Annotated in this window: 24 protein-coding genes and 2 pseudogenes; 18 read left to right on the forward strand and 8 right to left on the reverse strand. The window is 44.2% G+C overall.

Translation table 11 applies throughout. The features are described 5' to 3' along the window. Positions 1–64: 64 nt before the first annotated feature. From ACWI_RS05325 to ACWI_RS05330, 3 genes and pseudogenes are all read left to right on the forward strand, one after another. Positions 65–484, forward strand: coding sequence for an NADPH-dependent FMN reductase family protein (locus tag ACWI_RS05325; protein ID WP_070370400.1), 420 nt, complete (start codon positions 65–67; stop codon positions 482–484). A 111-nt stretch (positions 485–595) separates the two neighbouring features. Then, a pseudogene (locus ACWI_RS19305) lies at positions 596–694 on the forward strand (VOC family protein); the annotation flags it as partial. Then, the gene (locus ACWI_RS05330) at positions 691–1041 is read left to right on the forward strand and encodes a TIGR04076 family protein (RefSeq protein WP_070370401.1); all 351 of its coding nucleotides are present in this window, start codon (positions 691–693) and stop codon (positions 1039–1041) included. The pseudogene ACWI_RS19305 and the gene ACWI_RS05330, both read left to right, overlap by 4 nt. Positions 1042–1386: 345 nt before the next feature. On the opposite strand, the gene ACWI_RS19540 is transcribed toward ACWI_RS05330, so the two are convergent. Continuing rightward, entirely contained in the window at positions 1387–1551 is a 165-nt protein-coding gene (locus tag ACWI_RS19540) for a transposase (RefSeq protein ID WP_479714948.1), read from the reverse strand. A 207-nt stretch (positions 1552–1758) separates the two neighbouring features. On the opposite strand from ACWI_RS19540, the gene ACWI_RS05335 reads away from it, so the two are divergent. The 3 genes from ACWI_RS05335 (at position 1759) to ACWI_RS05345 (ending at position 4302) form a co-directional block, all read left to right on the forward strand. Next, entirely contained in the window at positions 1759–2628 is an 870-nt protein-coding gene (locus tag ACWI_RS05335) for a PhzF family phenazine biosynthesis protein (protein ID WP_070370402.1), read from the forward strand. 170 nt (positions 2629–2798) lie between these two features. Then, positions 2799–3239: a GNAT family N-acetyltransferase gene (locus ACWI_RS05340; RefSeq protein ID WP_070370403.1), complete on the forward strand. Its 441-nt coding sequence runs from the start codon at positions 2799–2801 to the stop codon at positions 3237–3239. Between the two features lie 157 nt (positions 3240–3396). Beyond that, complete coding sequence (locus ACWI_RS05345) at positions 3397–4302, forward strand: AraC family transcriptional regulator (protein ID WP_070370404.1); 906 nt, start codon at positions 3397–3399, stop codon at positions 4300–4302. A gap of 175 nt (positions 4303–4477) precedes the next feature. Here ACWI_RS05345 and ACWI_RS05350 read toward each other — a convergent pair whose 3' ends face one another. Next, on the reverse strand, positions 4478–5077 hold the full coding sequence (locus ACWI_RS05350; RefSeq protein WP_070370405.1) for a class I SAM-dependent methyltransferase: 600 nt from the start codon (positions 5075–5077) through the stop codon (positions 4478–4480). Between the two features lie 97 nt (positions 5078–5174). Next, complete coding sequence (locus ACWI_RS05355) at positions 5175–5555, reverse strand: Rrf2 family transcriptional regulator (protein ID WP_070370406.1); 381 nt, start codon at positions 5553–5555, stop codon at positions 5175–5177. A 180-nt stretch (positions 5556–5735) separates the two neighbouring features. Here ACWI_RS05355 and ACWI_RS19310 point away from each other — a divergent pair. Both ACWI_RS19310 and ACWI_RS05365 read left to right on the forward strand, forming a co-directional pair. Next, positions 5736–5933 (forward strand): annotated as a pseudogene (locus ACWI_RS19310) (alpha/beta hydrolase); the annotation flags it as partial. Between the two features lie 130 nt (positions 5934–6063). Continuing rightward, complete coding sequence (locus ACWI_RS05365) at positions 6064–6708, forward strand: GNAT family N-acetyltransferase (RefSeq protein WP_070370408.1); 645 nt, start codon at positions 6064–6066, stop codon at positions 6706–6708. Here the strand turns inward: ACWI_RS05365 and ACWI_RS18440 are convergent. Beyond that, the gene (locus ACWI_RS18440) at positions 6684–6875 is read right to left on the reverse strand and encodes a LysR family transcriptional regulator (RefSeq protein WP_084633517.1); all 192 of its coding nucleotides are present in this window, start codon (positions 6873–6875) and stop codon (positions 6684–6686) included. The genes ACWI_RS05365 and ACWI_RS18440 overlap by 25 nt on opposite strands. A gap of 171 nt (positions 6876–7046) precedes the next feature. Here ACWI_RS18440 and ACWI_RS05370 point away from each other — a divergent pair, with 171 nt between their 5' ends. The 3 genes from ACWI_RS05370 (at position 7047) to ACWI_RS05380 (ending at position 10128) form a co-directional block, all read left to right on the forward strand. Then, a complete protein-coding gene (locus tag ACWI_RS05370; protein ID WP_070370409.1) occupies positions 7047–7721 on the forward strand; it encodes an epoxyqueuosine reductase in 675 nt (224 codons plus the stop codon). Positions 7722–7970: 249 nt separating this feature from the next. Beyond that, a complete protein-coding gene (locus tag ACWI_RS05375) occupies positions 7971–8954 on the forward strand; it encodes a serine hydrolase domain-containing protein (RefSeq protein ID WP_070370410.1) in 984 nt (327 codons plus the stop codon). A gap of 247 nt (positions 8955–9201) precedes the next feature. Next, positions 9202–10128 carry a ketopantoate reductase family protein gene (locus ACWI_RS05380; protein WP_070370411.1) on the forward strand — a complete coding sequence of 309 codons (927 nt, stop codon included), beginning with the start codon at positions 9202–9204 and terminating at the stop codon, positions 10126–10128. Between the two features lie 181 nt (positions 10129–10309). Here the strand turns inward: ACWI_RS05380 and ACWI_RS05385 are convergent, their stop codons facing one another. Further along, positions 10310–10591 carry a hypothetical protein gene (locus ACWI_RS05385; protein ID WP_070370412.1) on the reverse strand — a complete coding sequence of 94 codons (282 nt, stop codon included), beginning with the start codon at positions 10589–10591 and terminating at the stop codon, positions 10310–10312. 188 nt (positions 10592–10779) lie between these two features. On the opposite strand from ACWI_RS05385, the gene ACWI_RS05390 reads away from it, so the two are divergent. From ACWI_RS05390 to ACWI_RS05400, 3 genes are all read left to right on the forward strand, one after another. Beyond that, positions 10780–11667 (forward strand): DMT family transporter, encoded by an 888-nt coding sequence (locus tag ACWI_RS05390; RefSeq protein WP_070370413.1) that lies wholly within the window; start codon positions 10780–10782, stop codon positions 11665–11667. Positions 11668–11792: 125 nt separating this feature from the next. Then, positions 11793–12479 (forward strand): epoxyqueuosine reductase, encoded by a 687-nt coding sequence (locus ACWI_RS05395; protein WP_084633518.1) that lies wholly within the window; start codon positions 11793–11795, stop codon positions 12477–12479. Positions 12480–12561: 82 nt separating this feature from the next. Then, positions 12562–13308, forward strand: a complete 747-nt coding sequence (locus tag ACWI_RS05400; RefSeq protein WP_070370415.1) for an AAA family ATPase — start codon at positions 12562–12564, stop codon at positions 13306–13308. 162 nt (positions 13309–13470) lie between these two features. On the opposite strand, the gene ACWI_RS05405 is transcribed toward ACWI_RS05400, so the two are convergent. Then, a complete protein-coding gene (locus ACWI_RS05405; protein WP_070370416.1) occupies positions 13471–16353 on the reverse strand; it encodes a methyl-accepting chemotaxis protein in 2883 nt (960 codons plus the stop codon). 499 nt (positions 16354–16852) lie between these two features. Between ACWI_RS05405 and ACWI_RS05415 the strand changes: the two genes are divergently transcribed. The 3 genes from ACWI_RS05415 to ACWI_RS05425 all read left to right on the forward strand — a co-directional run bounded on the left by ACWI_RS05415 (position 16853) and on the right by ACWI_RS05425 (position 21737). After that, entirely contained in the window at positions 16853–18328 is a 1476-nt protein-coding gene (locus tag ACWI_RS05415; protein ID WP_070370423.1) for a protein adenylyltransferase SelO, read from the forward strand. Positions 18329–18655: 327 nt separating this feature from the next. Continuing rightward, positions 18656–20986: an FtsX-like permease family protein gene (locus ACWI_RS05420; protein ID WP_070370418.1), complete on the forward strand. Its 2331-nt coding sequence runs from the start codon at positions 18656–18658 to the stop codon at positions 20984–20986. Between the two features lie 10 nt (positions 20987–20996). Then, on the forward strand, positions 20997–21737 hold the full coding sequence (locus ACWI_RS05425) for an ABC transporter ATP-binding protein (protein ID WP_139142323.1): 741 nt from the start codon (positions 20997–20999) through the stop codon (positions 21735–21737). Between the two features lie 73 nt (positions 21738–21810). Here ACWI_RS05425 and rsgA read toward each other — a convergent pair whose 3' ends face one another. Together rsgA and ACWI_RS05435 are read right to left on the reverse strand one after the other, a co-directional pair. Continuing rightward, a complete protein-coding gene (rsgA, locus tag ACWI_RS05430; protein WP_070370420.1) occupies positions 21811–22866 on the reverse strand; it encodes a ribosome small subunit-dependent GTPase A in 1056 nt (351 codons plus the stop codon). Then, positions 22853–23269 carry an RNHCP domain-containing protein gene (locus tag ACWI_RS05435; protein WP_070370421.1) on the reverse strand — a complete coding sequence of 139 codons (417 nt, stop codon included), beginning with the start codon at positions 23267–23269 and terminating at the stop codon, positions 22853–22855. The genes rsgA and ACWI_RS05435 overlap by 14 nt, the downstream gene beginning before the upstream one ends. Positions 23270–23662: 393 nt before the next feature. Here ACWI_RS05435 and ACWI_RS05440 point away from each other — a divergent pair, with 393 nt between their 5' ends. Then, positions 23663–23950: a transposase gene (locus ACWI_RS05440; RefSeq protein ID WP_070369802.1), complete on the forward strand. Its 288-nt coding sequence runs from the start codon at positions 23663–23665 to the stop codon at positions 23948–23950. The last annotated feature ends 141 nt before the right edge of the window (positions 23951–24091 follow it).

The raw sequence follows: 24091 nt of genomic DNA on the forward strand, positions 1-24091 counted from the left end.
AAGATCTTTGGGAACTGGCGGGAAGTGTCCCCTTATCATGATTAAAGTACTGGAGGTATTGAAAATGATGAAGACTGCTGTCATTTATGCAACGAAAACCAAACATTCAAAAAAATTGGCGGAAGCGATCGGTTTATTTTTGAATACTACAGCCCAAGATATCGCTAAGAATCCGGCATTGGATGATGTCGATTTGCTTTTTATCGTTGGCGGTATTTATGGGGGTGCCAGTATGCCAGAATTATTGTCATACATAAAAACGTTTGAGGCACCCATGCCCAAATATGCAGCGTTGGTAACAAGCTGCGCTTCAGGCAGTCAAAGGCAGATTGCGGTATGCAATATACTTGAAGAAAAGGGAATAAAAGTTCTTGACGAATTTGTTTGCAAGGGTAGGATATTATTTGTTTCCGCAACGCATCCAAACGCAGAGGATTTAAAAGCAGCAATCGACTTTGCACAAAAAATTGTAGCTGGGGTCTAAAATAAGTTTTTCAATCAACGAATGCATATAAAAGGACTGAGAACGGAAGCCCTTGTTCGACATCGCCCAGAAGTACAACACGAGCCCCGGACTGAAAGGCCTGTTTGCGCTACCGAACCTTGGGGACAGCGGACCTGCTATATTGCAGATCCTGAAGGCAATCTGATTGAAATAGGATCATTTACTAATGAGGGAGAAATGCAAGCATGAAAAAGTGGTACGACGAAGAATTTGAATTTGAGATAGAAGTTACTGGATTTCTTCGCAGTGATCATACCGAGCATTACTGCCGCAACGGCGAAGAGATAGGGGATAAATATACCTGCACCTACGGTTGTCCCGTAAATAATCAGGGATATGGAATCTGCTCAAAGATGATGCAGATTCTCTTTGCAGATATGCAGGCAGTAAGAAGCGGCGGAGATTTGATGAATGTAGGTGGATCAGAGAAATATATCAAGGATTATGTGTGTCCGGATGGATGTGTCTGTTTTAAAATGACGGCAAATAAGACCGAAAATGTAAATTTCTATAAAGGAAATTTTTTTCAGCAGTGAGACTTGTAGTAATAAATCAATATAATGTTTAAGAAAAATCTAGTGATTATTTTTGAAAGAGGCAACACTAAACAGACCTAATAGTATCAGGCTTTTAAAAGGATATGCGCATCGATTTAAAAATCGATATTACACACTCCTTTCTAGTGCATAGAGTTGGTGGTTGCGTAGTAGCACATCCACCATGCGCACTATTTTTCTTGCGGTAAGAACGGGGGCACGTTTGTGCTGATGTTTGGGAACTTCAGGTTGCTTTTTGAGATCGTATTAACGATAAACTGGTTCACTTCGCATGACCGAGTCGGCAGCTTCGACCAGGTAATAACGAGATAGTAGTTTCCAGTTTTAGTGGTGACGGTTAAAGTTGCCGGATTGTTTTCGCTTCCAATAAAGCCCGGCATACTTGGCAATTTTGGCTTTGTCTTCAAACCGTTCAATCTGAACCAATTTTGCAAGCATGCAAGCGTATAGACAGGGCCAATATCCGGTATACCCAATAAAGACTTTGATTCCGGTATCGTAGTAAGCCGGTTTTTAAATAGCTTTATTCATTGTCTGAATTGCCATTTTCAACATCGAATCAGCATCTGATTGAAGCAAAAATATCACTGAGAATCCGACCTTGCATAAAAATTGCAGAAAAGTATTTGGGAGAAAAACGGTGAATTGAGTCGAGGGGACACAGCGCCGATTAAACTTTGCTACGGGGGTATTTAGATGGAAATTAAGGTTTTTAAAATCAATGCATTTGCAAAGACTGAAATAGGAGGAAATCCGGCTGGTGTTGTGACAAACGCTGATGAGCTATCTGAAAATGATATGAAAAAGATCGCTGGAATCGTTGGTCTCAGTGAGACTGCTTTTGTCATGAAATCTGATGTTGCCGACTTCAGAGTGCGCTTTTTCACACCAACAGAAGAAGTCGATTTGTGCGGTCATGCCACCATCGGAACGTTTTCGACGTTACTTAAAAAAGGTTATATTCAGTGTGGAAATTACACACAGGAGACAAAAGCGGGCATTTTAAATGTTGCGGTGAGAGAAGACGCTTCGATTATGATGAATCAAGCGAAGCCAAACTTTTATGAAATGATAGAAAAAACGGAAATTGCGGATTCTCTAAATATTTCAGTAGCTGACATAAATGAAGCATTGCCTGTACAGATTGTATCGACTGGAATCAAAGATATCATCATACCAATCAGAAATATGAATGTGCTTTGTGGCATTAAGCCGGATTTTTCCATGATTTCTAATATCAGCAAAAAATACAACGTAATTGGGTATCATTTGTATGCACGTAATTCGCTCAATAATTCAAGTGTCCATTGTCGTAACTTTGCACCGCTATATGGTATTCCTGAAGAGTCGGCAACAGGAACATCAAACGGCGCATTGGCGTGTTATTTGCTTAAGTATAATCAGATTACGCCTGAATACGCTAAAAACGTGTCTTTTGCGCAGGGAGACTCAATGAACAGGCCATCGGAGATTATGATTTCGATAAGCATGGAAAACGATGAAATAGACGAAGTTCGAGTCGGTGGAAAAGCGCTAAATCTAAAGGAAATTAAAATTGAAATATAAACAATAGTGATAATAAATGACGTCGGGACGCTTCGTTTGTTACACCCATCAAACGGTGAGATTCTTGAAAAAGAAGATGGATCGATTCCTGGGTTTAGAATGGGGCGTCGGGAAAGACTCAACAATGGATTTTTGTGTGGATCTGAGCTTTAATATAGGAGTGAATACTGGTGAATGTAAGGAAAGTTCAAAACAATAAGAAAGCATATATCGACTTGCTTTTATTGGCTGATGAACAGGAAGACATGATCGACAAGTACCTTGAGCGTGGGGACATGTTTGTTTTGGATGATCATGGCGTTAAAGCCGAGTGTGTGGTTACGAAAGAGGCAGAGGGTATTTATGAGCTTAAGAACATTGCGGTTATGCCCGAGTGTCAGCGAAAGGGATATGGAAAAAAACTGATCGATTTTCTGTTTTTTCATTACAGCGATTGCAAGACAATGCTTGTAGGAACGGGTGATGTTCCTTCGGCGCTCTGTTTTTATCAGAAATGTGGATTTGCAGAATCATATCGGATACAAAACTTTTTTACGGACAATTATGACCATCCAATGTTTGAGGATGGGACACAGCTTGTGGATATGGTATACCTGAAGCGAGAGCGATGAAGGATTATGATCCTGACTATCACCAGTTATGGCTTAAGCGCTTATATTTGGGGGCCAAACGCAGCGACTTTTACAGTAGCTTGCGCTAAAAAGGCAGACCCAGTCAAGCGCTGTTTGGCATATCATGATAGGCTATCAGTCAAGGAGGTGCTTTAAAATGCATGCATGGGAACAAATACAAGAAACCATTGATTTTATTGAAGACCATTTGACTGAGGAAATTGAAATTGAAAAGCTGGCCGGGATGGCTGCCCTGTCACCCTTTTATTTTCAGCGTCTGTTTAGCCGGTTAGTCAAAAAGCCGGTGGCCGAATACATCCGGTTACGGCGAATGGCCAAGGCAACCGAGGCGTTGCTGCAAGCGGATCAGCGTGTTCTGGATATCGCATTGGAGTTGGGTTTTTCATCGCACGAGAATTTTTCCCGAACCTTTAAGGATACCTTTGGGATGACACCAAGTGAATACCGCAAGAATCCGACTGCACTGAATTATATGACTAAACCGGAGCTGCTGCTTAACTATGTGCTGCTTGATGAAGGGGTACCGCTTATCACGGAGGGAATTGTCCTCGAGATTAACCGGCAGAAGCTGAGGGAACCGGCCTTTTTTGTGGGACTCGAGAAAAAGCTGCCGGTCCAGTTTTTAAATGGCCTGGGAACGGAATCCGGTGCAGATCCCCTGGATACCCTTTGGCGGGATTTTCATCGGCAGAAGGGGGCAGTATTAGGGCTTCCCGATGATGTCGAAGAAATTGGGGTGGCCTATCCTTGTTCTGAGGAGGGTTATTTTTGTTATTTTGCCGGCGGAACAACCCAAGTAGCTGTAATTTCGGACAATATCAGCAGTTGGGAGCTTCCGCAAGGAGACTACATTGTGTGCAGCTTTGAAGCCGAGAACTTCAAAGAGCTTGTGATGGATGCTTTATACAAGGCCCAGCAATACCTGTATCAGGTTTGGCTGCCAAATAAAAATTTGTCGACTGATTTCTTTTGTGCGGAGCGTTACTCAAGCCATTCACCCGAAACGACAAGCATGGAGGTCTGGCTGAAGCTGACCAATTAGCTTTCAAGTTATCACAGAATAATGATCGAATTGTGAGAAGACATGTTAACTGATGATCGTTCATAAAACGAAATAATTCGGACGGTTCTCTCACAATTCTCTAAAAAACCTTGAGGAGATGCGATAACAAATCTCCATAACATTTTTTCACAGAGTACCCTTTTGCAGTGCCCTATTAGACAATGGGCGTCTCGGGTTTAACGGCCAGAACAGTATAGATAGCATCATTAATTTTACGCTTCTTCACAATCTCAAAGCCAGTGCTTAACAATATTTTTTCGAGTTCCGCTGATTGAATACGAATCGACATGGGCGGGCCTTCGACAATCAAGTCGTCCTTTTCATACTCAAGACATAATAGGTGACCGCCGACTGATAGCACTTCAAATATTTTGCTGAGCGCTGTCATCAGTGACCTTACTTCATGAAGGATTAGAGAAGCCATAACAAAATCAATGCTGTCATTTTGAAGACTTAAATTCTCAATGGTCTCTTGAAGCAGTTCGATGTTAGCAAGTCCTTTTTCGTTCGCTTTGGCTTCGATAACGTTGAGCATGCGTTTGTCAGGGTCCATGGCATAAACGTTACCCACTGTCCTCGCTGCCATCGGAATCGTAAAAAATCCTGAACCAGCGCCCACATCAAGTAGGGTATGGTTTTTATGAATGGGCATTTGGTTAATAAGCACTTCGGGTGGAATCAGACGTTCTCTTTGTTTACTATCTAAAAAAGCGATTTTGGTTAAAAATTTTTGATCCGGTTGGTTATGTTCCATGATAAAATCTCCTATAAAATATAATTCAGACTGTATTTATCTATGATCGCGCTAAAAAAATGAGCAGTTAAAACTGCATCTGTTGCCCGCTCATCTTTTAGATAATGTTGTAAAACCGTTTTTCCTTAAGATCGTTCACCATTTTCTCTTCAGCATCTCTCATAACCTTTTCGATTGGGCAAGCACCGTTCTCGTTCATTTCACAAGTAAAAAGAGCGCCGCTACCTTCAATGGCTTTTATGACATCATAAAAGCTAATTTCAGTCTTAGGTTTTCTAAGACTATAGCCACCATTTACACCCGCAGTAGACTGAATAAGGTCAGCCTTTACTAATTGGGTTAGTATCTTGGACAGGTAGGTAGGTGAAATATTCATATGACTCGCTAATGGCTGAAGACTAAAATTGTTAGTGCCTTCCTGCTTAATGAAATAGGCCATTATATGCAAGGCATAATCCGTTGCTTTCGTATATTTCATAATTACTCCTCCACAAAGAAAAATACAGACTGTATTTGTCTTTGATTGTAAGCGACAAGATTTGAAATGTCAATAACATTTTTAATCAGCTATAGATTTGCCCTATGACACAGGGAGTTTTTTTGTCATGCCCATCAAGCTGTGATATACTTGAAAAAAGTCGGCAATGAAGTGACGGGTATAGCAAAACGAAACGCCCCCTTGTCATTCGGAAAAGTTATTTGGGGCGAAAATTCAGCGAAGCTATTTATTGCTGTTCATGGCAATATGTCAAACAAGACGGATGCGGTCATCGTGACAGTTGCGGAAAAATTGACACAACTGGGATATCAGGTGTTGAACTTTGATCTGCCGGAGCATGGTGAACACAAAAATAAGGAGCTGGTTATCAGTCTAATATACGGACGCAAAGTCCAAGAAAGGAAGACGACATACCTATTGTTCTCTACATTCTAACAGCTTAAGCAACAAGATCCGATTAAGTAGGAAGAAAGGAATAGTTAGACACATGGACAAAGAAATTAAGATCAGGAATGAAGAAGAAAGCGATTATCAGCGAGTAGAAGAAATTACCAGGAAATGTTTTTGGAATTTATATATCCCGGGGTGTAATGAGCACTATCTGGTTCATGTTATGCGATCCCACGAAGATTTTCTACCAGCGTTGGATCTGGTGATTGAAGTTGATAATCAGATCATCGGGAATATCATGTATACGAGAGCAAAACTGATTGATGAGTCCGGGGCAGAAAAAGAGATTTTAACCTTCGGGCCCGTCTGCATTTTGCCGGAGTATCAGCGAAAGGGTTATGGAAAAAAACTAATTGAGTATTCCTTTGAACTGGCTGTCGCACTGGGCTATGATGTGATTGTCATCTTTGGGAATCCGAATAATTATGTCAGCCGTGGCTTTAAGAGTTGCAAGCGATATAATATCTGTCTAGAAAATGATATCTATCCATCGGCAATGATGGTCAAAGAACTGAAACCGGAAGTCCTGGACGGAAGAAAATGGGTCTACCATCAAAGTCCGGTATTTGAAATCGATGAACAAGAAGCGGAGCGCTTCGATGCGGGTTTGGAAAGCCTGGAGAAAAAATATCAGCCAAGTCAGGAAGAATTTTTTATTCACAGCCATTCAATTATTCGGTGAAAATGCTTTATGACAAACGAAATGTCACATTTTGTGTTTAGTTCCTGCTCCAATTGCTGAATTTGAGCAGAAATACTGGATTGAGCGTAGCCGAGCTCATCGGCTGTTCGGGTATAGTTCTTGTTCTTTGACAAAACTACAAAGGTTTTTAGTTGCTTTAAGTCCACGAGAGTAAACGCCTTTCTCGATACGATCGAAATTTTCGATTATTATAATAGAAATACTTTGTTTAACAGATTGATTATTTTATAGTAAACCTACTGTCGGGACAATAAAAATCCCGTATCTGATATAAAATAAGGAGTAACTAAGATGGATATGAAAAGGAGTAGGGTGATATGAAAACAGAATTACGTGAAAAAGTGCTCAGTTTTGGAGCGGATATTTGTGGATTTGCAGGCATTGAACGATTTTCAGGAGCACCAGACGGATTTCATCCGGCTGATCTATTTCCAGACTGCAAAAGTGTGATTGCCTTCGGAATCGCGCTTCCTAAAGGCATCTTCATGGCGGAAGCCCAGCTGATCTATGCGTATTATAATAATTTCGCGCTGCCTCTGGTTGATCGGCTTGCCTTTCAGACTGCCGTCTTTTTAGAAAAGACGTATCAGGGGATTGGCGTACCATTACCTTGCGATGCACCCTATGACTATTGGGATGAAGAAAAAATGGAAGGACGTGGTCTATTGTCGATGAAGCATGTGGCATATCTTAGCGGAATCGGGACGCTTGGCAAAAGTACATTGTTGCTCAACAACGAATACGGAAACCGCCTGGTAATCGGATGTGTTCTGACCGATCTGCAAATCGAATCCGACGAATTGGCGGCTGAAGTATGCCTGGAACAGTGCGATTTATGTATCCGAAGCTGTCCTGTAGCGGCAATTGGCGAAGGTCATGTCAGACAAAAACCGTGCCGAGTAAACAGTTTTGGTAAGACCAAACGAGGCCATGACACCGTCGTATGCAATCAATGCCGGACTGTTTGCCCAATGGGATTAGGCCTGGCATAAGCTAATGTGCAATGGTGGTATGAAAAAAGGCTTGCCGGGTATTAATTTCAATAAACTCCAGGCAAACATAAAAGGCACCTGCAATGAACGATTGAGGAGCGACCAGAAGAAAACTGATTTTAAACCGAAACCAATGAACGATGAGGTAAGATCGGTTCATCTTTTTTAAAAATTAGCTTGCAAATAATTTTTAATCAACTTATCCTAAATTACAAGGATATCCTTTATCACTTAAAGGAGAATGATTAAATGAATCAAATAAGAATTAATGAAATTGAAACAGCAATAAACCGAGATTATGGGAATATTGCCGGTATGATTGTGCAAAAAAACGGCACCAAAGTTTACGAAAAATACTTTAATGGGTATACGGCCGATAATGCAGTGCATGTCTACTCGGTAACAAAGAGCGTACTTTCGGCGCTGATCGGAATTGCCATTGATCAAGGCTATATTGGTAGCTTGGATCAGAAGGTGTTGGCGTTTTTTCCGGATTATCAGGTTAAAGACGGTGAAAAAACCATTCAGAAGATTACCCTCAAACATCTGATGACGATGACCGCTCCCTATAAGTACGAAACGGAACCGTATGAATTATTCTTTACAAGTCAAAATCCGATTCAGGATGCGCTTGATTTATTAGGTGGAAATGGCATCATCGGAGAATTCAATTATTCGGCCATTGGTGGTACCCACATTTTGGCAGGGATTCTGGCCCGGGCAACCGGTCAGTCAATTCTTGATTTTGCTGAGAAATATTTGTTTGCGCCGATGGGAATCACGGTTCCCCATAATCTGTTGTTGCGCAGTGAAGAAGAGCATATGAGAGTGATGAATGATAAAACCACCCGTGGTTGGGTGGTTGATCCCCAGGGAATTAACACGGGAAGCTGGGGTTTATTTCTGACACCGGAGGATATGGCAAAAATCGGGCAGCTGCACTTAGACGGTGGCAGGTGGCTGGGAAAACAGCTTGTTTCAGCTGCTTGGATTGCAGAAAGCACAAAGGAGCATAGACGCTGGGATAAGCTTTTGTATGGCTATCTCTGGTGGATCATTGATGATCAGGCTCACAGCTTTGCAGCCTTGGGCGATGGTGGCAATGTGATTTACGTCAATAACAAGAACAACATGGTGATTGCGATTGCGTCGCTGTTAGTGCCGGATGCCCGGGATTGCATTGAATTGATCAAAACGACAATTGAACCGGCATTTGAAAACGGGATGATGTGAAATCGAAAGGATCAGTAACATAAAAACAATGAAAATGGCAGGTCTAATCTATAAAAAGAGATAATTGAGGGTAAAATGAGAACACAGAAATTTAATTGTGAGCTAACCATAATGGAACAGGGTGAACATTATTTTCATACGGAAGAACAATTGGAATTTTTCAGGAGCTGGATCGAAACCCGCAATGTATAGCGATTTGGGATCGAGAAAGGAATTTTTTACAATCCTTTAAAAAAGTGAGGCAAGCATGAAAATAAAAAAAGTAGCGATCATTGGCTTGGGCGCTCTGGGTATTCTTTTTGGAGCCCGGATCGCCCAACAAATCGGGGATGATCTGACCATTATCGCCGATCAAAAGCGGATTAATAACTATCAGAAGAATGGTGTCTTCTGCAATGGGATACCCTGTCGGTTTTACTATAAAACACCGGAACAGGCTGAGAAAGCCGATCTGATTATTTTTGCCGTTAAAATAAACGGATTAAGAGATGCCATCGAGGCCGTCCGGCCATGTGTCGGGCCGGATACACTGATGCTGTCACTATTAAACGGGATTACCAGTGAAGCCATTATTGGGGAAGCCTTTGGGGAAGAAAATTTGATCTGGTCCTGTGCCCAGGGGATGGACACCCTTAAATCAGGTAATGCCCTGACTTATACCAATGCCGGGATGATCTGCTTTGGCAATCGGGCGGATGATCAACCCACTGAGAAAATAATGCGGGTTCAAGAGTTTTTTGATCGGGTGGGCATCGCCTATCAGATCGATAACCGGATGGATCGTAAAATTTGGTCGAAGTTTATGCTAAATGTTGGGGTTAATCAGGTGGTTTCAGTGTGTGGCCAGAATTTTGGTAGCGTCAAAAAATCAGGTAAAGCCCGGGATTTGATGATTGCCGCCATGGCCGAGGTCATTCCGGTGGCCAAGCAGGAAGGGGTAGCTCTGGATGAAGCGGATATCACCTACTGGCTGGGCGTGGTGGATGCCCTGAGCGATACCGGAAAGCCGTCCATGAGACAGGATGTCGAAGCCAAACGCCCCAGCGAGGTGGCGCTCTTCTCTGGAACGGTGGTGGCACTTGGTCAAAAGCATGGCATCAAGACCCCGGTAAATGCCATGCTCTACGATAAAATCATGGCCATTGAAAAGGACTATCATCAGTTTTCTAAATAGGCGCATTTTATTTTCAAGTTTTCGGCTGTTAATATTGAAGGCAGAGCGCTCACTACTCTATCATCAAGTATTGAAAAAGGCGACTGACAATACCCCCAGGAGTATGAGACAGGGGTGTTTAGACTTTACATTACATGGCTGTTCCTGACGAACATTTCAGAAATGGCTTTGCAGGACAGCGTTAAGCTTTCTTTTTACCATCGTCAATAATCTCGAGTTCTAAATAATCAAACCAGATGGATTCAATAAAATGGTCTTCACGAAACGTTGTTTTGGAAATCTGACTCAGTTCTCTTGTGTTTTTGTCAAACCACATCGGATTTTCCAGATCAAAGTCATGGCAGAAGGTTTTTAAAGCAGTTTGAATTTTTTCGTTTTCAGTTAAAGTGCTGTTATCAATTTCAATTACTTTTTCTTCCAGAATTTTATTGCGTTTTATGAGTTTTCCCCAAATGCGAAACATAGTATTACCTCTCGTTCATTGATGTGCTATTATATAATTGGAATGCATTTTTAAATGCTTATAAACAAACATATCTTAGAGTATACGGGGTGACGAGAGAAATGTAAAGCGAATTGCGTTTTCGCTTGAAGAATGGGATGGGAACGAAACGTCTCAAGCCATGCCGAAGAACACAAAAGGAGAAAAGAATGGAGTTTAAGGAAAAATATCAGCTTTATGCGTTAATCACAATTGCGTGCTGGTCACTGGCTTATGTGCTGACCCGGCTGGCCTTAACCTATTTTTCAGTTTATAGTCTGGGATTTTTGCGTTACCTGATCGCCTCACTGAGCTTGCTGGGTGTGGCTGTTCTGATAAAGATGAAAATGCCCAAAAAACGCGATTGGCCGATGTTTCTCTTGTCCGGAGCGCTGGGATTTTTTCTCTATATGATCTTTTTTAATCAGGGTCAGCAGATGGTTTCGGCAGCCACTGGCAGTATTATCATTGCCACCGCACCAGTTTTTACGGCGTTGTTGGCCCGTATCATTTATCGGGAAAAGCTGACGTGGCTGCAATGGTTGGCGATCGGACTGGAATTTTGTGGGGTGGCCTATTTAACGCTGATTGATGGGGCTTTGTCAATAAATATCGGGGTCTTGTGGCTTTTTTTGGCAGCGTTGGTTTTAAGCTTTTACAATCTTTTTCAGCGGAAGCTTACAAAAGCCTATGCCCCCCTGGAAACTGCGACTTACAGTATTTGGGGGGGAACGATTCTGTTGGCGGTCTTTCTGCCGGGGTCGATGCACCAGGCAATCAATGCACCACCGATCCAATGGGTCTATGTTCTAATCCTGGGGGTATTCTCCAGTGCCATTGCCTACGTTGCCTGGACAAAGGCCCTGTCCCTGGCTGAAAAGACCTCTCAGGTCAGCAATTATATGTTTTTAACGCCTTTTCTGACCAGTATACTGGGTTTTTTAATTGCCGGTGAAATCCCCGAGCAGTCGACAGTGATTGGTGGGGTCATTATTTTAGTGGGTGTTTTTTTGTTTAATCATGGGGAGCGGTTAAAAAATTCAGAAAATGTTAGCTAAAACGAGCGGTATAACAGGATTGGAAGAATCAGAATGCCGATAAACCGCTTGACACAAGAAAGAAGATAACGCACCATTGGTACAAATAAGGTACAAAAAGTAAAATGAGCATGAATGGAGGGCATATGAAAGAAGCAATCAGAAAAAAAGTTTTAGATCTGGGTGCGGATGTTTGTGGTTTTGCCGGTATCGAACGATTTATTGAGGCCCCGGCGGGTTTTCACCCACACGATCTTTATCGTGACTGCCAGGTGGTTGTGGTAATGGGATTTGCATTGCCTAAGGGACTGTATGAGGTGAAACCGGATTTATTATATGGCTATTTTAATAATCTGACCATTCCCAAAATCGATCAGATATTAATGATGGCAGCACGAATTATCGAAGATACATATAATGCGACGGCGGTTCCGGTGCCCTGTGATTGGCCATATGATTATTGGAACAGTGAAGAAATGGAAGGTCGGGGCTTAATCTCCATGAAACATGCGGCAGTGAATGCTGGGCTTGGAACCATGGGCAAAAATACCATGTTACTGAATGAAGCGTTTGGGAACCGATTAACTGTCGGGGCAATTCTGTCGGATCTCAAGATCACATCCGATAGCTATGCTGAACCGCTTTGTCTGGAGGGGTGTACGCGCTGTTTGACAAGTTGTCCGGCTCAGGCACTAAATGAAGGGACGGTTACTCAGAAGTTGTGCCGCAGGAATACTTATGGAACAAACGCAAAAGGGTTTGAAACGGTGCTATGTAATACCTGCCGTAGCGTCTGTCCAGTGCGCTTTGGGAAAACGACAGTGATTGGCTGAACTGGATGAGCAGTCTTGATTTACGGGATTGGAAAAGTCTGGATTAACCATAAAATCTAACTAAATTTGAAAGGAGTCTCAGTTGGAACGAAAATATATTGCCAGTGTACGACTCAGCTCGCCGGTGGCTGAAGACTCCTATCTTCATCAGCTGATGGTGGTAAGCCATTTAAGGCAAATGAAGGAGTTGTGCTTTCGCAGTCCGGTAACCTTTCTGGTTGGTGAAAACGGAAGCGGAAAGTCAACGCTTTTGGAGGCGATTGCAGTGGCCTTTGGCTTTAATGCTGAGGGTGGAAGCCGCAATTTTAACTTTTCAACCAGTGCCACGCATTCGGACTTGCATCAGCATTTGACCATTACGCGAAATGCGTATCCCAAGGATGGTTTTTTCTTGAGGGCGGAGAGTTTCTATAATGCAGCCAGCTATTTGGACGAGGTTTACGAAGCGGAACTTGGGAGCCAGGTAAAAACAGCTTATGGTGAGCGGTCGCTGCATAAGCAGTCTCACGGGGAGAGCTTTCTGGCCTTGGTAGCCAACCGCTTTAGGGGTCAGAGTCTTTATCTACTGGATGAGCCGGAAGCGGCACTCTCGCCCAGTCGGCTGATGACTCTGCTGGTGCAAATCAATGACTTGGTCAAAAAGAAGTCACAGTTTATTATTGCCACCCATTCCCCGATTCTGATGGCTTATCCGCAGGCGGAAATCTATCAGTTATCAGAGAGCGGTATTGATACGGTCAATTATCGGGAGACCGAACATTATCAACTGACCCGGCGTTTTCTTGAGAATCCGGAAAAGATGCTCCATTATCTTTTGGCTGAGGAATAAGGACCCGACTTCCCTTTAATATGCCGTAAGATGAGAAACATCATAAGCGGAGTTGACCCGGTTACTCGAAATCCGAAATAAAAAAATCTTGCCAATAAAAAAAACAGCGGCTCAAAGTTCGCTGTTTTTTTATTATCTTCTGACAATAAATGTGATGTCAGGCTAGTATTTGTCGTTGTCATCATCCAGATTGATCGTAATTTCAGACGAAGGTGAACGGGTGGTTTTTACGGGTTGGATAACTGTTTCCGTTTCGCATGAATGCAATGTGCTTGAACGCGATGTGTTGGAATCCTTGATTTTAAAGGCAGCCACCATCTGTTTAAGCATTTCAGCCTGGCCGGAAAGCTCTTCGCTGGCGGCGGCACTTTCTTCAGCGGTGGCCGAGTTGGTTTGAACGACCTCGGATACCTGTTCAATGCCCCGGTTGATCTGGGCGATTTCAGTGGCTTGGTCGTTCGATGCCTGGGCAATGCTGCCAACCAGATCGGTCACTTTTTGGATTTGAGTCAAGATTTCATTGAGGCTTTCTGCGGTTTGATCGGCAATTTTTGTGCCTGCATTGACTCTGTCAATGGAGCCTTCAATCAGACCGGTGGTTTCTTTAGCGGCTTCAGCGCTGCGGGCAGCCAGACTGCGGACTTCCTCGGCAACCACCGCAAAGCCCTTGCCATGCTGGCCCGCCCGGGCGGCTTCAACGGCGGCGTTCAGAGCCAGAATATTGGTCTGGAAGGCGATATCATCGATGACTTTGATGATCTTGGAAATGCTTTTTGAAGAGTCGTTAATGTCCACCATGGCGGCAACCATCTTATCCATCTGATCATTACTCACTTCAGCATTACTTCGAACCTGCAAGGCCAGATCATTGGCATCATTGGCATTGATGGCATTTTTCTTGGTTTCCGCAGCGACTTCTTCAATGGAAGCGGTCAGTTGCTGGATCGCACTGGCCTGTTCGGTGGTCCCCTGGGACAAGGCCTGACCACCATCGGAAATCTGCTGGGAGCCGATTTCAACCTGACTGGCGGCAATATTAATGTCGGATATGGTGGCGCTGAGATTGGAGGTGATGTCGTTCAGAGCTGTTTTGATGGCCTGAAAGTCCCCTAGATAGTCGGTGGTGATGTGCTGATCGAGGTTCCCCCGGCCGATGTCTTCTAAGGTAGTGGTGATTTCACTGATATAGCGTTTGAGGAAGTCGACGGTTTGATTCATATTGTCCTTGATAATGGTATAATCGCCCTGATAAGTCCCTACCATCCCGGCGCTCAGGTTCCCCCGGGCCAGCTCGGTTAAGGTCGCTGATGCTTCCTGAATTGGTGCTACCACGGCATCAAGCGTGGCATTGACGCCGTCAACAATCTGGGCAAAATCGCCCTGATGTTTGCTGATATCCGCCCGGGTATTGAGGTTGCCTGCGGTACCGGCCTGGGCCAGCATGCCAACGTCTTGAACCAGTGCCTTGATCGATGCCACACATTGACTGACAGCGTCGCTGATGATCTGGAAGGTATTATAGGTTGTCTGAGTATCGGCGTCACAGGCGGCAAGATCAATAATAATATCGGTATTCCCCTGGGAAAGTTTGGTGAGTTCGGTCACCAGTTTTTGGGTTTGTTTTTGCTGATAATCCGAGATTTTTATCATCCGCCGTTCTTCTGTGCGGATGGCCGTCAGATCGGTGATAAATTCCATGGCACCAATAATTTTTCCGGAATGATCGGTAATTGGCAATCCGGTATATGAAATATCAAGATCTAAACCATTTGGGTGTGCATCGGTTTCGCTGGTTGCTGCACTACCGGTACGCATCGCCCGGGTGCAGGCACAGTTTTCCGAATGGCAATCAGATGTCTTAAATAGACGGTAACAAGGTTGGCCGAGGACTTCTTTTTTGGAAAGGCCTGCCGTCTGAGCACCGGAATCATTCATATAGAGAATTTCGAAGTTATTATTAATGATAAGAACCGGGTTGGGCATGACATCAATGTAGCCAACCAGTGAATCCATCATTGCATTGACTCCGCTAATGATTTCTCTAAACCCGCCCATAAAGGAATCTGCCGTGCCGCGTGTGTCCAGACGTCCCTCCACTGCGGCCTGGGACAGGAAGGTTGATTCCGTAATCAGATCACGGATGGTTGCAATGGTCTTTATCAGTGCGGGTGAGACTTCGTCCCGGTCATCTTTGGCTTCAAGCGTTGCCGAAACATCGCCTTCGGAAATCTGGTTCATGGTTGCAATCACCACCTTTTGCAGATCATCTGCCAGTCCGTCCATCGCCATGGCCATCTGGCCAATTTCATCACGGCTGTTCATATTCAGCCGCTCGCCCAAATGACCGAGCCGCATTTCTTTGATCATATACTCGGCTTTTTTAAGCATACGGCTGATGGCTATACTGAGGAAAAAACCCAAAGACAGGGCCATTAGAACGCCGATCACCATCAAGGCCGTCATGGTGGTTACAACGTTGTTTGTCTGGTTGTGATTGGCTTCAGAAAGTTCTTGACCATCCTCCACTGTCATATCGTGGAGTTCTTCCAGGGCATCCTGTTCGGCCTGCGAGGCAATTCCGAGAGCCCCGGTAGTTGCGATCCGGGCAAGGGCTTCTTCGTCCTGATTCTGGCCAGCCAAGGCCATCACCGCTTCCAGCTCGGTCGCATAAACCTGACGGGAATCGATGAACTGCTGATACAGTTGCTGCATCTCCTCATCGAGAATATTCTGTTCAAAGGACTCGGATAGTTGGGTAATTTGTTCACGGCTCGTAGCGATTTTATCGGCATTCTCCGCAATGATTGCGGGGTCATCGGAAATGATCATATCTCTGATGTAGCTATTGATCTTCCCAAACTCAATACCCATGTCGCCACTGGCCGAGGTTGGCAGCGTCACGTGTTCATACAGTTTCGAGCTGGATGCATCCAATGCTTTTATATTTGAGATCCCCACATAGCCGACAATGCCGACGATGGCAGTAACCAGCATAAATCCGGCTAAAAGTTTTGTTCTGATCTTCATGTTGTAAAACCATTTCATTATAAACGCTCCTATTTTTATTTAAATTATAATAATTATAAACTAAAACTGGTTAATAATCAAGATGTTTACCCGATGTTTATGTAAATAATATGTAAATTTCGTTCGGTTGTGTTTAGTTTTATGACTATTATAAATAAAATCATTTTGACCAGCAGCATCAGCGGACTGAGTTTACTGAGGATTGAGGATAAACTGGTCTTCACGAAAGTTGTCTTGGAAATCTGATTAAGCTCTTTAGTATTTTTATCAATCCACATCATAATGCGCGATTACATCCGGATAAACATTGTTTAAATGCCTGTAAAATGGACATATGTTGAGTATAAGGACTGGAGAGGGAAAAAGTAAAGAAGATTGGTCGTTTTGATATGGAATGGCAGTGTGTCATTTCTGTGGTCATGCCATCACAAATGTGCTAGTGGTCTAAAAGACGGAGGCGCAATCAGAAATGGCACCTTGCTTCAGGTTACCTGGAGCCTTGAGTGAAGCGAAAGGAATGGTTACTACAATGGAAAAAAATGACAGCGGTTGGAATTTGGAAAATAGTTACGCAAAATTGCCGGAATTATTCTATACCCCACTTAAATTAGAAACAGTCAGTGCGCCGCGACTAGTTATTTTGAATCAGCGTTTGGCAGAAGAGCTTGGTTTGAATGCCGAAGTGCTAAGGAGTCAGGCCGGGATTGATATCTTAGCCGGTCAGGCTTTACCGGAAAATGCGAAACCGATCGCTCAGGCTTATGCCGGGCATCAATTTGGCTATTTCACCATGCTTGGCGATGGCCGGGCGATGCTGATTGGCGAACAGATCACACCAGCCGGCCAGCGTTTTGATATCCAACTCAAAGGATCAGGGAGAACGCCTTATTCCCGCAGTGGCGATGGTAAAGCGGCATTGGGCCCGATGCTGAGGGAATATCTGATCAGTGAAGCGATGCATTATCTGGGCATTCCGACGTCACGCAGTTTGGCAGTGGTGACAACCGGTGAACCGGTCTATCGTGAAAACTTGCTCAAAGGGGCTGTTTTAACCCGGGTGGCAGCCAGTCATATTCGGGTCGGGACCTTTGAATATGCCGCTCAGTGGGGCACCACCGCCGATGTTAAAGCTCTGGCCGATTATACCATTAACCGCCATTTCCCCGGGCTTTTGGCGGAATCAAACCGCTATCTGGGTTTACTGGATGCAGTCATCAAAGCCCAGGCGGCGCTGATTGCCAAATGGCAGCTGGTCGGTTTTATTCACGGGGTTATGAACACTGATAATGTGACCATCAGTGGCGAAACCATCGATTATGGGCCCTGTGCCTTTATGGATCACTATGATCCGACCACGGTATTCAGTTCCATTGATCTGCAGGGACGCTACGCCTATCGGAATCAACCCAATATTGGCTTATGGAATTTGGCCCGCCTGGCCGAAACCTTAATCCCGTTAGTCGATGACAATCAGCAACAGGCGCTACAATTAGTCGAAGACTCACTGCGCATCTATCCGTCATTGTATCAGGCCGACTGGCTAAAGGGAATGCGCTTAAAGCTGGGCATTGCCAATGAAGATCCGCAAGACGAGCGGTTGATTGCCGACTTATTGGGATTAATGAAGGCGTATCAGGCCGACTATACCAATACCTTTGTTGATTTAACCCTTGAGAAAACCCAATCGTCTGAATTATACGAAAGTGATGCCTTTAAAGAGTGGCTGAAGCGGTGGCAAGCCCGCCTCGAAAGACAGGAGCAGACAAATGATGACAGCAAACAGTTAATGAAACAGGCAAATCCGGTGGTCATCCCCAGAAATCATCAGGTTGAAAAAGCTTTGCAAGCGGCTAATGAACAGGATGATTTCACGCCTCTGCAGCGGTTATTGGCAGTGTTGCAAGCACCATACGACTATCATTCGCTTAATCAGGAGTTTATGACCCCACCCGAACCATCCAATCATCCCTATAAGACTTATTGCGGGACATGATTTTTAAATAAGGCATTGTTTCAAAACAAAGATGGAAACGATGGGGATGACGAACAAAATGTCCCCCGTGGGATAAAATGACTTTTATGCTCAAAACCAATCAAACGCTGAGGATAGAAGTCATTTTTTAATTGACAGGAAACAGGTTTTTTTGTATGGGTGAAAGAGTTGATTGTTTTCCAGAACACAAATTGTTAAAAATTAGAAAAGGTACTTGACATAGTTAGCAAGAAAATGTAAAATCTCCTTACCGACCGAGGGTCGATGATTTTTTACCCGCATATCGACCTGTGGTCGGTAAGTCGATAACAATTTGAAAGGTTGAATATGAAACTATTGCTGAATCTTGTCCGCAAGGACTTTAAAAGAAACCGGGTTATCACAACTGCCCTGGCCGTATTTCTGATTCTTTCAGCTATTTTTATGGCCGGTGGATTAAGGGTTACCGGGATTATGCTGTCGTCGTTAAATGGTTTGAATAAGATGGCCGTGCCGCCAGAATATGTCCAGATGCACAAAGGCGACTATGATGAACAGGCAGTTGCAGACTTTGTCGCCCAGCAAGATTATCTGGAGGATGCACTGGTAGTGAGGATGCTGGATGTGAATAACGCCCAGATTATCTGCAATGGCGAATCGTTGGAAAAGTGCCTGATGGACAAGGGCTTAGTTACTCAAAATGAAAACTTTGACTATCTGCTTGATCAAAATAATCAGATTGCCATTGTAAAAGACGGTGAAATCGGCGTACCGGTTTACTATGCTGAGGATTTAAATATAAATGTAGGCGATACCATTGTGCTGCAAAACGGAGCGTATCAAAAAAAATTTAAGGTCGCTACAATTATCCGTGATTCGACGATGAATTCATCGCTCTCCTATTCAAAGCGATTTTTGATCAGTACCAACGATCTAAATGAAGTGGCGCTTCATATGGGTGAATGGGAATATTGTTTCGAATTTCTCTTAAAAGAAGGGGTGTCGACAACGGTGCTGGAAAATGCCTACCTGGCGGCCGGTCTGCCGTCTAACGGTGTGGCCGTTACCGCAGCGATTTTTAATATGATCAATGCGTTTTCTTATGGGTTGGTGGCACTGGTGATTCTGGTGATCAGTCTTTTGTTGATCACCATGTCGGTCTTATGTCTCTCTTATATTATCCGGGCGACCCTGGCTGAAGAAAATCATGCGATTGGAGAAATGAAGGCCATTGGAATTCCCGCAAAAGATATAATAAAACTCTACCAAATCAAATATACCATCATGGTTGTGGGTGCAGGGATGATCGGTTATTTGGCGGCGATTCCTTTTGGCGATTTTTTTTCGGCAACGGTCATTCGCTATTGCGGTGATGGCAGCAGTCAATGGATGCAATGGATCACTCCATTGGTGGGCATCGTTTTGCTCAGCCTTTTTGTTATCTATCGGTGCCATCGGATTATCCAGAAGCATTTGAAGCGGACCGTGATGGAATTAATTCGGGGTGAAGAGAATACGAAACAAGAAGGTCATTATAGGCTTCCGGCCAAGGCGTTAAAGGCCTATAATCTATCAATGGCTTTGGGGGAACTCAAATGCAAATGGAAAGAGAATGTGGTAATATTCTTGATATTTGTCTTTTCCTCCTTCCTGATTCTGCTTCCCATGAATATGAACAACACCATTAATAACCCGGTCTTTCTGACCTATATGGGCATTGGCAAAAGCGATGTCCGCATTGACATACAATACAGCAACAATTTAGAGCAACAAAAAGAGGAGGCGATAGCTTATTTGGAAAATGACCCAGATATTGAACGCTATACAGTCTACCAGAATGGTTATGTACAGTCCCAAAATGTCGAGGGTGAATGGGAATATGTACGGGTGCAGAACGGCGATAATGGGGTTTTTCCATTAGAATACCTGGAAGGGAAGGCCCCCACAGAAAAAAATGATCTGGCCCTCTCATATCTGAATGCGGTTGATCTGGGTAAAAAAGTCGGCGACGCGATAACAATAATTTATCAGGGGAAAGAGCACGTCTATAACGTTTGTGGTATTTATCAAGACATTACCTATGGCGGAAAAACCGCCAAAGCCGCCATCGACTTTGATCGTAAGGATATTGAAGGATATATGATCTATCTGGATCTTCGGGAGGGCATTGATATTGATAATCACGTTACAAAAATGCGAACGGTGTTACCTAACAGTAAGATTACCCCATGCGATGCGTTTGTTTTCCAGACCCTCAGCAGCGTTATTGCAAATATGAACCAGGTACAAGGGGTTGCGGCGGTGATTTCCTTAATGCTGACTATTTTGATTACGGTTATGTTTCTTCAGCTGATGATGGCCAGAGAACACAGCGCCATTGCCCTTAAAAAAGCGATCGGGTTTTCCACCCGGGATATTCAAATCCAGTTGGGAATCCGGCTTCTGGTAATTCAGGTGCTTGCGATTATCGCCGGAACGCTGTTGGCCAATACCCTTGGGGAAGTTATTTTTGCAGGTATGCTTGCGACGGTCGGGGTTACTAAAATAAAATTGCTGATAGCGCCACTCTGGGCTTATCTGCTTTGCCCAGCCGTGCAATTAGGGGTCGTGGTTATGACGGTAATCATTGGAACCAATACAGTTGGAAGCTATCACATCAGAGATCAAATAATGGAATAAGGAGCCAATAATGATAAAAATTGAAGGCATCAGTAAGTCCTTTAAGGACACAAACGTATTGAATGACATCTCGTTTGGAATTGAAAAAGGAGATTTTACAGCCGTGATGGGGCCATCCGGTTCGGGAAAGTCAACACTTTTATACAGCGTCAGCGGAATGGACAAGATCAGTGCCGGTCAGGTAATCTTTGAGGGGATCAATATCAGTGCGTTATCAGAAGAGGAACTGGCCAGCTTCAGACTGACTAAGATGGGCTTTGTTTTTCAGAATGCTCAAATGCTAAAAAATCTGACGATTTATGACAATATTATCCTGCCGGGACTGGTAGCAAAAAAAGAGTTGCCAGAGAAAATCAGAAAATTGGCCTCGGAACTGATGAGGCGGATGGCGATTAGCGGAATTGAGAATCGTGATATTAAGGAAGTGTCTGGTGGGCAGCTACAGCGTGCGTCGATTTGCCGGGCGATGATTAACAATCCCGAGATTCTCTTTTTGGATGAACCGACCGGGGCCCTGAATTCGGAGGCGACAGACCAAGTTTTGGAAATACTAGAAGAACTGAACAATGAGGGCATGACCATCATGATCGTTACCCACGACCCCAGAGTCGCAGCAAAAGCCAAAAGAGTCCTTTACATCCGGGATGGACAGATTGCGGCCAGTAAGGAACTTAGAAAAGGTGGCGATTCGGTCTTAGAACTGGATAATTGGCTTAAAGGGCTACAATTTAATAATTCTCAGACAAGCTAAATGGGCGCATTTTGAGATGAAAAAAGACCTTGCTAGGATAAAACCATTCGGGCAAGGTCTTTTAATGAAACGACTATTTTTTATTGTTTCGGTTTAAACGGGCGATCTGATAAAATTTTTCCTTCTTCTTTTTTAAGAAGGCCGCTTTGTTTTCGAAATAGTCGTTTTCGCCAGTCAGTTTCTGGTAGGCCTGCCAGCGTTGGGCAGATAACTGTCCGGTTTTAATGGCAGTTGCGATTCCGCAACCGGGCTCGTTTGTGTGCGTACAGTTGCGAAAACGGCAAGAAGCGAGGTGGGCTTCCACGTCACGAAACGTTCGATCAAAGCCGGTGTTAACATCAAGCATACCAATTTCACGCATGCCCGGGGTATCAATCAGCATGCCACCATCGGCTAAACGGATCAATTCTCGTCTTGTGGTGGTATGACGGCCCTTGTCATCACTTCGGATCATCTGGGTATCAAAGAGCTGGGCGCCACTTAGCCAATTGATCAGGGTTGATTTGCCAACTCCAGATGAGCCGAGCAGAGCGACGGTCTGACCTACTGACAAATAGGCCATGAGATCCCAAAAGCCTTCATTTTGCAGGGTTGAAATACCGAGGATATCAACGCCGATGGCGATTGCTGCCGCCGCCCGGCATTTGGCCAGCAGATCCTCAGTCAAGTCGATTTTGGTAAGCACGACTACCGGGGTTGCGCCGCTTTCCCAGACCAGACTTAAATAGCGCTCCAGTCGACGCAGATTAAAATCGTTATTGACGGACATGCAGATAAAGACCGAATCAATATTAGCGGCGATCACCTGTGCCTGACTGGATGATCCGGCTGCTTTGCGGATAAAGACGCTTTTGCGGGTCAGCAGATAGTGAATAATGCCATTGCCCTGGTCTCCGGAGGGACGATCAAGCATCACAAAATCACCGACAGCCGGAAAATTGGCGGTCTCAATCGTTTCGTAGCGCATCCGCCCCGACAATTCGGCGAAAAATTCGCTCTGTTCGGAAATAACCCGGTAGATTCCCTTGGACTGGGACAGAATGCGAGCGACAAAAAGTTCCGGATAGTGCGTGGCTTCCAAACCCAATGATGGGCTCAAACCGTAGGTGCTCAGATCAATCCTGCTCATTGTTGTCACCAGTGGTATCGTTTAGAACCTGGGTCATTTTTTCCAGCGGGAAGGGGGGATTGGCCAAAGGGGCGACGGCGATGGACATCAGCATGATGGGGTTGTCATCGGCGGCAATCCGATTGGAGCTAAGGTGGCCACAGCGGCGACAGCGATGAATAATCGCCCATTCCTGATTCTTGCGAATCCAGACGCCAATCGGTTCCATCAGACCACTGCAATTGGCAGAGCGGTCGCCAGGTAAAACATCAACGTGAAGACTGAATAGGCAATGGGGACAATGATTACGGTGTTTGGTTCCGGCACCGGTAAAGGAGACGACATGGCCACAATTTTGGCAGAAGAAACTCTCCTGACAGGGTTGATGCTGATAAAGATTTTTTTCTCTATTTGAATATTTCATTATTTTTCCTCCTGAAAGTATGTTGGATACGATGCGGGAGGTTTTGCAGAGATTAGATTTTGCAAACCTCCCGGTCTGCCACACTCTCTGCTTTATTTTGTTTTAACATAAAGACTCCTTTCAATCTGACGATCAATGCAAATAAGACAGGATGATAAACGGAGTATTTGTCAGAGTGACTGCCCAAGAAAGGCGCTGATCAAATGCTGTTTATCTTATTGATTGCACAGCTTTATTCTAATGCTTTCAACTGTTATTTTCAAGTTTTTTCTGGAATCTGGTTGGATCTGCTGAATAAAGAACGCTGCTGTTCTAATGGAGTGTTATCATAAAAGTGCAGTCCCAAATTGCAAGGAAATGAGGTAAAATAGAAATAAAAAGGACTGACTAATAATGAAAAAAATATATAGTGCCGAAGAACGCTATGAAGCGTTGAAACTGGCAAATGAGATTGGCAACAAAGCGGCAGCAGAGCGATTAGGTATAAAAATCGATACATTATACACATGGATCAGCAAAGCTAAAAATGGAAAGGTTGGTTTTTGTGATGATCCTGGGAATACCCCACTAGCAGATCCCAATCGTTTAAAGCAGCTCGAAAAAGAGCTACGGGAAGCTAAAGAAGAGATTGAGATTCTTCAGGATGCGCTTGGTTTTTTTGTCAAGCGCCGAAAGAAATAGCGAAACAGCAGCGTATGTCATATATTACCGACCGCCGGGACCGTTGGCCGGTTGCCCTGCTCTGTCGTACGCTTGGTGTCAGCGAATCGGGTTACTATAAATTTCTGCGTTCAAAAAGCAAACCGGATAAGCACGCAAATC

The organism is Acetobacterium wieringae (assembly GCF_001766835.1).
GTDB classification, from domain to species: Bacteria; Bacillota; Clostridia; order Eubacteriales; family Eubacteriaceae; genus Acetobacterium; species Acetobacterium wieringae.

Coding starts and splice junctions, on each gene's coding strand:
- ACWI_RS05325 (WP_070370400.1), top strand. CDS start 65: ATGATGAAGACTGCTGTCATTTATGCAACGAAAACCAAACATTCAAAA.
- ACWI_RS05330 (WP_070370401.1), top strand. CDS start 691: ATGAAAAAGTGGTACGACGAAGAATTTGAATTTGAGATAGAAGTTACT.
- ACWI_RS05335 (WP_070370402.1), top strand. CDS start 1,759: ATGGAAATTAAGGTTTTTAAAATCAATGCATTTGCAAAGACTGAAATA.
- ACWI_RS05345 (WP_070370404.1), top strand. CDS start 3,397: ATGCATGCATGGGAACAAATACAAGAAACCATTGATTTTATTGAAGAC.
- ACWI_RS05350 (WP_070370405.1), bottom strand. CDS start 5,077: ATGGAACATAACCAACCGGATCAAAAATTTTTAACCAAAATCGCTTTT.
- ACWI_RS05355 (WP_070370406.1), bottom strand. CDS start 5,555: ATGAAATATACGAAAGCAACGGATTATGCCTTGCATATAATGGCCTAT.
- ACWI_RS05365 (WP_070370408.1), top strand. CDS start 6,064: ATGGACAAAGAAATTAAGATCAGGAATGAAGAAGAAAGCGATTATCAG.
- ACWI_RS05370 (WP_070370409.1), top strand. CDS start 7,047: ATGAAAACAGAATTACGTGAAAAAGTGCTCAGTTTTGGAGCGGATATT.
- ACWI_RS05375 (WP_070370410.1), top strand. CDS start 7,971: ATGAATCAAATAAGAATTAATGAAATTGAAACAGCAATAAACCGAGAT.
- ACWI_RS05380 (WP_070370411.1), top strand. CDS start 9,202: ATGAAAATAAAAAAAGTAGCGATCATTGGCTTGGGCGCTCTGGGTATT.
- ACWI_RS05385 (WP_070370412.1), bottom strand. CDS start 10,591: ATGTTTCGCATTTGGGGAAAACTCATAAAACGCAATAAAATTCTGGAA.
- ACWI_RS05390 (WP_070370413.1), top strand. CDS start 10,780: ATGGAGTTTAAGGAAAAATATCAGCTTTATGCGTTAATCACAATTGCG.
- ACWI_RS05395 (WP_084633518.1), top strand. CDS start 11,793: ATGAAAGAAGCAATCAGAAAAAAAGTTTTAGATCTGGGTGCGGATGTT.
- ACWI_RS05405 (WP_070370416.1), bottom strand. CDS start 16,353: ATGAAATGGTTTTACAACATGAAGATCAGAACAAAACTTTTAGCCGGA.
- ACWI_RS05415 (WP_070370423.1), top strand. CDS start 16,853: ATGGTTACTACAATGGAAAAAAATGACAGCGGTTGGAATTTGGAAAAT.
- ACWI_RS05420 (WP_070370418.1), top strand. CDS start 18,656: ATGAAACTATTGCTGAATCTTGTCCGCAAGGACTTTAAAAGAAACCGG.
- ACWI_RS05425 (WP_139142323.1), top strand. CDS start 20,997: ATGATAAAAATTGAAGGCATCAGTAAGTCCTTTAAGGACACAAACGTA.
- rsgA (WP_070370420.1), bottom strand. CDS start 22,866: ATGAGCAGGATTGATCTGAGCACCTACGGTTTGAGCCCATCATTGGGT.
- ACWI_RS05435 (WP_070370421.1), bottom strand. CDS start 23,269: ATGAAATATTCAAATAGAGAAAAAAATCTTTATCAGCATCAACCCTGT.
- ACWI_RS05440 (WP_070369802.1), top strand. CDS start 23,663: ATGAAAAAAATATATAGTGCCGAAGAACGCTATGAAGCGTTGAAACTG.